7 protein-coding genes and 1 pseudogene are annotated in these 7,116 nt (G+C 68.8%); 6 read left to right on the forward strand and 2 right to left on the reverse strand.

Annotation, left to right across the window (positions count from 1 at the left end; all coding sequences use genetic code 11):
• Nucleotides 1-57 precede the first annotated feature (57 nt).
• From ACYVO6_RS40510 to ACYVO6_RS40525, 4 genes are all read left to right on the forward strand, one after another.
• Entirely contained in the window at nt 58-627 is a 570-nt protein-coding gene (locus ACYVO6_RS40510) for a retropepsin-like aspartic protease (protein ID WP_461070401.1), read from the forward strand.
• 653 nt (nt 628-1,280) lie between these two features.
• Entirely contained in the window at nt 1,281-1,853 is a 573-nt protein-coding gene (locus tag ACYVO6_RS40515) for a PRC-barrel domain-containing protein (protein ID WP_461070403.1), read from the forward strand.
• On the forward strand, nt 1,853-2,293 hold the full coding sequence (locus ACYVO6_RS40520; protein ID WP_461070405.1) for a PRC-barrel domain-containing protein: 441 nt from the start codon (nt 1,853-1,855) through the stop codon (nt 2,291-2,293). The genes ACYVO6_RS40515 and ACYVO6_RS40520 overlap by 1 nt, the downstream gene beginning before the upstream one ends.
• 817 nt (nt 2,294-3,110) lie before the next feature.
• Entirely contained in the window at nt 3,111-3,635 is a 525-nt protein-coding gene (locus ACYVO6_RS40525) for a copper chaperone PCu(A)C (RefSeq protein WP_461070407.1), read from the forward strand.
• A gap of 191 nt (nt 3,636-3,826) precedes the next feature.
• On the opposite strand, the pseudogene ACYVO6_RS40530 reads toward ACYVO6_RS40525, so the two are convergent.
• Nucleotides 3,827-4,917 (reverse strand): annotated as a pseudogene (locus ACYVO6_RS40530) (PP2C family protein-serine/threonine phosphatase).
• Between ACYVO6_RS40530 and ACYVO6_RS40535 the strand changes: the two are divergent.
• Both ACYVO6_RS40535 and ACYVO6_RS40540 read left to right on the forward strand, forming a co-directional pair.
• Complete coding sequence (locus ACYVO6_RS40535) at nt 4,916-5,218, forward strand: hypothetical protein (protein WP_461070409.1); 303 nt, start codon at nt 4,916-4,918, stop codon at nt 5,216-5,218. The pseudogene ACYVO6_RS40530 and the gene ACYVO6_RS40535 overlap by 2 nt on opposite strands.
• A 29-nt stretch (nt 5,219-5,247) precedes the next feature.
• Nucleotides 5,248-6,264: a DNA-directed RNA polymerase subunit alpha gene (locus ACYVO6_RS40540; protein ID WP_461070411.1), complete on the forward strand. Its 1,017-nt coding sequence runs from the start codon at nt 5,248-5,250 to the stop codon at nt 6,262-6,264.
• 12 nt (nt 6,265-6,276) lie between these two features.
• Here ACYVO6_RS40540 and ACYVO6_RS40545 read toward each other — a convergent pair whose 3' ends face one another.
• Nucleotides 6,277-6,861 (reverse strand): TetR/AcrR family transcriptional regulator, encoded by a 585-nt coding sequence (locus ACYVO6_RS40545; protein WP_461070413.1) that lies wholly within the window; start codon nt 6,859-6,861, stop codon nt 6,277-6,279.
• Nucleotides 6,862-7,116 lie beyond the last annotated feature (255 nt).

Consider the following 7,116-nt stretch of genomic DNA (forward strand, 5'->3'; position numbering starts at 1 on the left):
CGGTCTCCCGAAGCTCCCGTGCCAGTCAGAGTTGACCAGCGTTTACGCGGTGAATGGGTGGGCACCCCGGGCCGTATGGGCATGCGGGACGCCGGAGCGCCCGCCACGCGGCGCCGAGTGGCAAGCCGACTGGCCGCGGCGCCGCTGATCGCGCTGCTGCTCACCGGCTGCGTGCTGTACGAAGATCGCGACGCCCCGGACGCGGCGCAGACCTCTCCTGGAGCGGTGCGCGAGGTACCGCTCAGGGTCGTGGATCAGGGCGGTCAGACGCTGGCGTTCGTCCCGGTGAGCATCGAAGGCGAGGGGCCCTTCATGTTCGCTCTGGACACCGGTGCCTCCGCCAGCGTCGTCGACGAGGACGTCGCCGACCGGGTCGGTCTGGAACGTACCGGCGAACGCCGTTCGGTGAGCGGGATCCTAGGCACGGGGCAGGTCCCCGTTGCTCAGGTGGACCAGTGGAAGGTCGGCGACGTGCGCATCGACCCGGGTGAGGTCACGGTCATCGACCTCGGCCCTCCCAGGGGAGGCGGCGGCATTCAGGGCCTGCTCGGCTCGGACGTGCTCAGCGACTACGGCTCGATCACCGTCGACTATGACGACGGCGTCCTCAAAATTCCCGCTCCGTGATGTCGGGGCGCCTGCCCGTATTGCCGCTGCACGGCCGGTTGGCGCGCCAGACCGCACGGCGGGGCGGCAACATACCCGCCGACACGAGGTTCGCCCCTGTGCGGACACAAGGCGATCGGCCCTCTTCGGCCTGTTGATTATGTGCAGTGGCCCTGCCGGTGTTCTCCGGCCTGATCGTCGCGGGAGAACTGCCTTTCGGCGATCCCACCGGCCACTGGTGGAGCGCTCTGCCGAGGCGCGTCCCCCGGGTGCAGGTTCTCGGTGGCGGTTTCCCGCACCTGCCCCTCAGCTCGGTGAGCCTTCAGGCGGTCCACGCACGCCGGATGCCCGGTGCTGGTGATGCGCCCCGCCGGACCAGTCGAGCGCCCTGGCGGGCGCATCGCCGTCGGTGCCGACCTGACGAAAAAGGAGCCCAGCCTGATCCTCACCTCTTCCGGTCGACACCCCAGCACCGATGCGCCGACCCTGGAAGGTGACATAAGGGCGAACTGGAATCAAAGGGGCACGGAGATGGAATGGTGGATCTGGCTCATCATCGCTGTGGCGATCGCCGTGGCTGCCGCCGCTTCCCTCGTGTCACTGCAGGCGCGGCGTCGCTCCGGCGGTGTCATAGCCCAGGGCCGACGGCCTCGGCGGGGAGGAGGGCAGCGGCCGTGACCGTCTACATACGAGCCAGCGAGATCGCCAAGAAACCAGTGGTCACCCTGCAAGGGGAAGACCTCGGACAGGTCAAGGACCTCGTCTTCGACGCCTCGACGGGCAGCATCCGATGCTTCACCCTCGCCGGCCGCGGCCTACTCGCTGGGCCGCTCCACCGTGCACTGTTGTGGGAGAAGGTCCACGCCCTGGGTCCGCACGCGGTCATGGTGCGCGACGAGAGCGCGCTGGAGGAGGACGACTCGGCCGCCCGGTCGGACGCGAAACAGCCGGGTGGGGGCAATGTTCTGGGTGTCGCGGTCACGACTCGCAGCGGCACACGGCTGGGTACCGTCACCGACGCCGTCGTCGCGACGGGCAAGGCACCGGTGGTGGCAGGCTACGAGATCGAAACGGCCGAGCGGCGCCGTGTCCTGCTGCCAGTGGCCGGCCCTGTCACCGTCTCCGGCGAACGGGTACTGGTTCCGGACGCCACCGCACAGCACAGCGCAGGCGACCTGGGAGGGTTCGGTGCGGCCGCGGCGAGCCTGCGCAGCCACCTCCGGCACGACCCGCAGGAGGGCGACTGATGCTCTTCACCCAGGCCCAGGGCAAGGCCGTCATGGACCTCACAACAGCCGAGACGGTGGGAACGGTCGCAGCCTGCACCGTCGCACCGTCACCACCACGCATCGCCGGGCTGCGTCTGAGGACCCGAGGCCGTAGACATCACACCCTCGACTGGAACAACATCCAGTCATTCGGCCCGGATGCGGTCGCCATCGAAGAGGCCGACCGCATCCGCGACGAGAAGAACATCGACCCCGGCAACCCCGCCCATGCGGCGCACAATCCCATCGGCAAAGCGGTACTGACCGAAACAGGTCTCAACAAGGGCACCGTGCTCGACATCGAATTCGACGAGCGATCAGGACGCATCCGCCATCTGCTGACCGATGAGGAGCAGCTCCCCGGCGACGATCTCCTCGGGGTGGGCAGCTACGCGGTTGTCGTCAGCGCCCCGCAATGACACGAGATGTGCGTCATCGTCGTGTTAGTTCCGTGCGTCCTGTAATCCGGCGGTCTCACCCGCCGCCGCCTGATCCTGCTCCCTTTACACGGTCCGGCCCCGCCAGGCGGACGAGGAGATCGTGGCGGGCGAGTACGGGTGGCCACCTTGCTGTGGACGGTAGTGCGCCAACTGGCGTAACGGGAATCCGCCGAAGATGGGGCGGAGATCGTAACGTGAAATCACGGCCGAGTACCCCCGGGTTCGGCTGCGGCCCGGCCGGGTCGGATTCCGCAACCTCTCTGCACCGGCCGGGCATCCTGGCTGGCCGCCGCATCAGCGCCGCGCTCATCTTCACCGCCCTCGCCGTCGTCAGCGGCGTCTCACTCACCGACCTCGCCCCTGCCTTGCTGATCGGCCTCCGGCGGGCACCTACTGCTCCGTCTTCACCGCCGCACCCGTTGCAATCAGTTGCACCGCCGAACCCGGGCCGGCGCTCTGCGCCGTGGCGCCGGGTTCTGCGTCCCGGGCAGAGAAGGACCATGCCGCGACCGGCATCGGGCTCAATGAACACCCGGCGCCGACCTGCTGAGCACGGGCCGTCACCCTTATCCAGCCAGCTCCCGGCTGGCCGGGCAAGGGAGTTCGCCAAGCAGAGCCCCACGGATGGACACATCAAGTTTGGCCTCTGCTCAGCGATAGCTGGCCGCCACATGATGACCGTGCCGGTTGCGGCAGATCCGGCGACGACCGTCCTGCGCACGATCGCCTCTTCGATTTGCCCTAGATCGTCGGGGTACTCACTCGTGGAACCGGTGGGCTGGTGAGAGGAGCAACCATGGCAGCCCTCTTCACGTTCCGCGGCCGGTGCGCCCTTGCGGCGGTCGCTCTCGCCCTGGCTGTGACCTCGAGCGGATGCGGAGGTGACGACTTCTCCTTGCCGGAGTGGGACGCTCCGGGCCAGAACGCCCGCATCGGCGACATCATGATCCGGTACGCGCATGTGGCCGAACCGCGAGGCGAGCCGTGGCAGCCGGGAGACGACGTTCCCGCGTACGTGTGGCTCTACAACAAGGGCAGCGAGGCCGACAAGCTGGTGGGCGCCGGCACGCCGAATGCGGCCTCGGTGGACATCGTCGACTCCGACGGCAAACCGCTTCCCGACGGGGTTGATCTGCCGACGAACAAGCTCGTGGAGCTGGAACCGGGCAAGGCCCATCTGGTGCTGCGGGACGTACGCGAAGTGATCAGGGGCGGCGACTTCATGAAATTCACCATGCGGTTCGAGAACGCGGGATCGATCACCTTCAACATCCAGTCGCAGATCCCCGTCTACGACGAAGGCCCGTCCCCGACCCGGTGAACCATCCGCACTGTGTTGCCTGACGGTGGCCGGTGGGCGGGAGCCGATTGTCAGGTCCTGGACGACACGGCCACGTCACCAACCATCCCGTAGGTCGGTGCTGACCGACCTCACGGGAGACAGCTCGCGGCTCCTGTCCGGAGCTCCGGACCAGCTCTTGAGTTTCCTTCCGCGCCGAGGTGCGCAGACGCTCAGCCTGCTTGGTCCTTCCCGTGTCGTTCGTCGTGACCGTGGTAGCGCAGCAGGAGCATTGCCGCGTCGTCGTGGGGCGGTCCGGCGGCATGCCGCATCACGTCGTCGCGCAATGCCTCCAGGGCGGCGGGTGCGTCGGAGTGCTTGAGCAGGAACGCCCGGCCGGCGAGCGGATAGAAGTCGCCGTGCCCGTCGCGGGCCTCGGTGACGCCGTCGGTGTAGAGCAGCAGCTGCTCGCCCGGCGCGAAAGGTACCCGGAACGGCTTGGGTCCCTCGCCGCCGTGCGTGCCCAGCCCCAGGGGCAGCGCGTACACGGGGGGCCTTGGGAAGTCGACGGTGCCATCGCGCCGTACGAGCATCGGTTCCGGATGGCCGTAGTTGAGGAAGGACGCCTCGTGCCCCGCCCTGATCTCGGCGAGGATCGCGGTCACGAACTTCTCCCCCTCCATCTCCCGGCACACGCTGCGCTCCAGCCGCTCGCCCAGCCCCACCAGATCCGGCTCGTCGTAGGCCGCTTCCCTAACACCCCCAGCACCACGGCCGCCGTCTCCACCGCGGCCAGGCCCTTGCCCTGCACATCCCCGACGATCACCCGGACCCCGTGCGGCGAGGCAACCACCCCGTACAGGTCACCGCCGATGCGCGCTTCCGCGACGGCCGACGTGTAGGACACCGCCACCTGCAACGGGCCGACGGTCAGCGGCACCGGCCTCAGCAGCACCCGCTGTGTGACCTCCGCGATCGAGCGCACGCTGGCCAGCTCCGCCTCCCGGCGCGAACGCATCACCGCAGCCGCGATCCCGACACCGGTCACGCCCGCCACCGAGGCCATGGCGGTATACCACCTTCGCGAGCCGATCAGCCCGCCGGACAGCCCCAGCCCGACGCACAACACCAGCGCCACCGCGCCGATCACCGCCGTACGGCGCCAGCTCCCGACCAGCCCGGTGAACGCCGGCCCGAGCGACACCAGCGGCAGGAACCCCACCCCCGGCCCGGCGACCATGTCCACCACGGCCACGACCGCCATCACGGCCGCCGGCATATGGGAGAGCACCCTCGAGCTGGACAGCGGCTTCTTCACGGACATGACGGACTCCACTGGTGCGGCAACCCTCGAGAGCCGCCCGGCCCAGACGCCCCTCGGATCGGCCGCCACCGCCCAGGTCATCGAGGATGAACTGGCGGGCCTCGTCCTCGGGTACGACGCGTTCGCCGTGCCCGCCGCCAACGACCGCATGAGCCGGGCCGTTCGCAACGCCGGCAGCCCCGGCATCGCCGCTGGCGCCGTCTCCGCCGTCGACACCGCCCTGTGTCGGCGGTTCGGCCTCTGCGGAGACCGGATCGCCCGTATCGCCCGTACCCTTCGTGGTGTCTACGGCGTCACATAGCGGCGCCAAACCACTGGAGGCAACACCCCGTGCTGATTGCTCAGCGTCCGTCCCTGACCGAAGAGGTCGTCGACGAGTTCCGCTCCCGGTTCGTGATCGAGCCGCTGGAGCCGGGCTTCGGCTACACCCTCGGCAACTCCCTGCGCCGCACCCTCCTCTCCTCGATCCCCGGTGCGGCGGTCACGTCCATCCGCGTCGACGGCGTCCTGCACGAGTTCACCACCGTGCCGGGCGTCAAGGAGGATGTCACCGATCTCATCCTCAACATCAAACAGCTCGTCGTCAGCAGCGAGCAGGACGAGCCGGTCGTGATGTACCTGCGCAAGCAGGGGCCGGGTCTGGTCACCGCCGCCGACATCGCGCCCCCGGCCGGTGTCGAGGTGCACAACCCCGACCTCGTCCTCGCCACGCTCAACGGCAAGGGCAAGCTGGAGATGGAGCTGACGGTCGAGCGTGGCCGCGGCTACGTCTCCGCCGTGCAGAACAAGCAGGTGGGCCAGGAGATCGGCCGTATTCCGGTCGACTCGATCTACTCGCCAGTGCTCAAGGTCACGTACAAGGTCGAGGCCACCCGTGTCGAGCAGCGCACCGACTTCGACAAGCTGATCGTCGACGTCGAGACCAAGCAGGCCATGCGGCCGCGCGACGCCATGGCGTCGGCCGGTAAGACCCTGGTCGAGCTGTTCGGGTTGGCCCGTGAGCTGAACATCGACGCCGAGGGCATCGACATGGGCCCGTCCCCCACGGACGCCGCCCTCGCCGCCGACCTGGTCCTGCCGATCGAGGACCTCGACCTCACCGTCCGTTCGTACAACTGCCTCAAGCGCGAGGGCGTCCACTCCGTAGGGGAGCTCGTCGCCCGCTCCGAGGCCGACCTGCTCGACATCCGTAACTTCGGTGCGAAGTCGATCGACGAGGTCAAGGCGAAGCTGAACGGGATGGGTCTGGCCCTGAAGGACAGCCCGCCCGGGTTCGACCCGACCGCCGCCGCCTTCGGCGCGGACGACGCCGCGGACGCGGGTTTCGTGGAGACCGAGCAATACTGAACGCTGACGGCGTTATGGGCGGGGTGCCAGGCGGGCCAGGTAGAGGTCGACGAGATGCGCAGCCTCGTCCGGGGTGCGATAGCCGAGCAGTACCGCATCGGCCAGGCCGCCGACCAGAGCCAGCATCAGGTCCGCCTCTGTCATCGGATCCAGCTCGGTGGCCAGGTCACCGGCGGCCTGCGCCCCCGCGACCAACGCGGCGATCATCTCGCGTAGTTGGGCGTGGCCGGCTCGGAAACGCTCGGCGATCTCGGGGTCCTTGAGGGCGCGCATCAGGAACGCGTTGGCCACCAGGGCATCGGTGCGCGTGTTCTCGTCGACCGGCAGTAGCGCCAGGATCGTCGTACGCAGACCGGGCGCACCGGCGCCGAATTCGGCGGGCAGCTGCTCTTCCACCTGCGCCCGCAAGGTCGTGGTGGCATAGCGCAACATCTCGTCCTTGCTGGTGAAGTAGTGCTGCACCAGCCCCTTCGAGATGCCCGCCTCGGCCGCGACCTCACCGAGGCTCACCGCTTCCAGGCCCCGGTCGGCAGCGATGCGCCGGACGGCCGCGGCGATGAGACGCCGCCGCTCCTCGTGGTCGACGACCTTCGGCACCCTTCCCCTTTCGCAGTACGAACGGATTGTAAAAGCCCCCACGTGCGTTTACGATGCGATCGTATCGCCAAACGATGCAAGGGGAGAGCCGGTGACGCTGGGCAGGTTCGCATCACCACAGGCACAGGCCGAGTTCGACACGGTCTACGACCGGGGACTCGCCGCCCTGCCTGAACCGGTCGGGCACTGGGACATCCCGACCGACTTCGGCACCGCCCGGGTCTATCGGTTCGGCGAGGCTCGCGACGGCCGGGG

This window comes from Streptomyces pseudoechinosporeus (genome assembly GCF_054783935.1).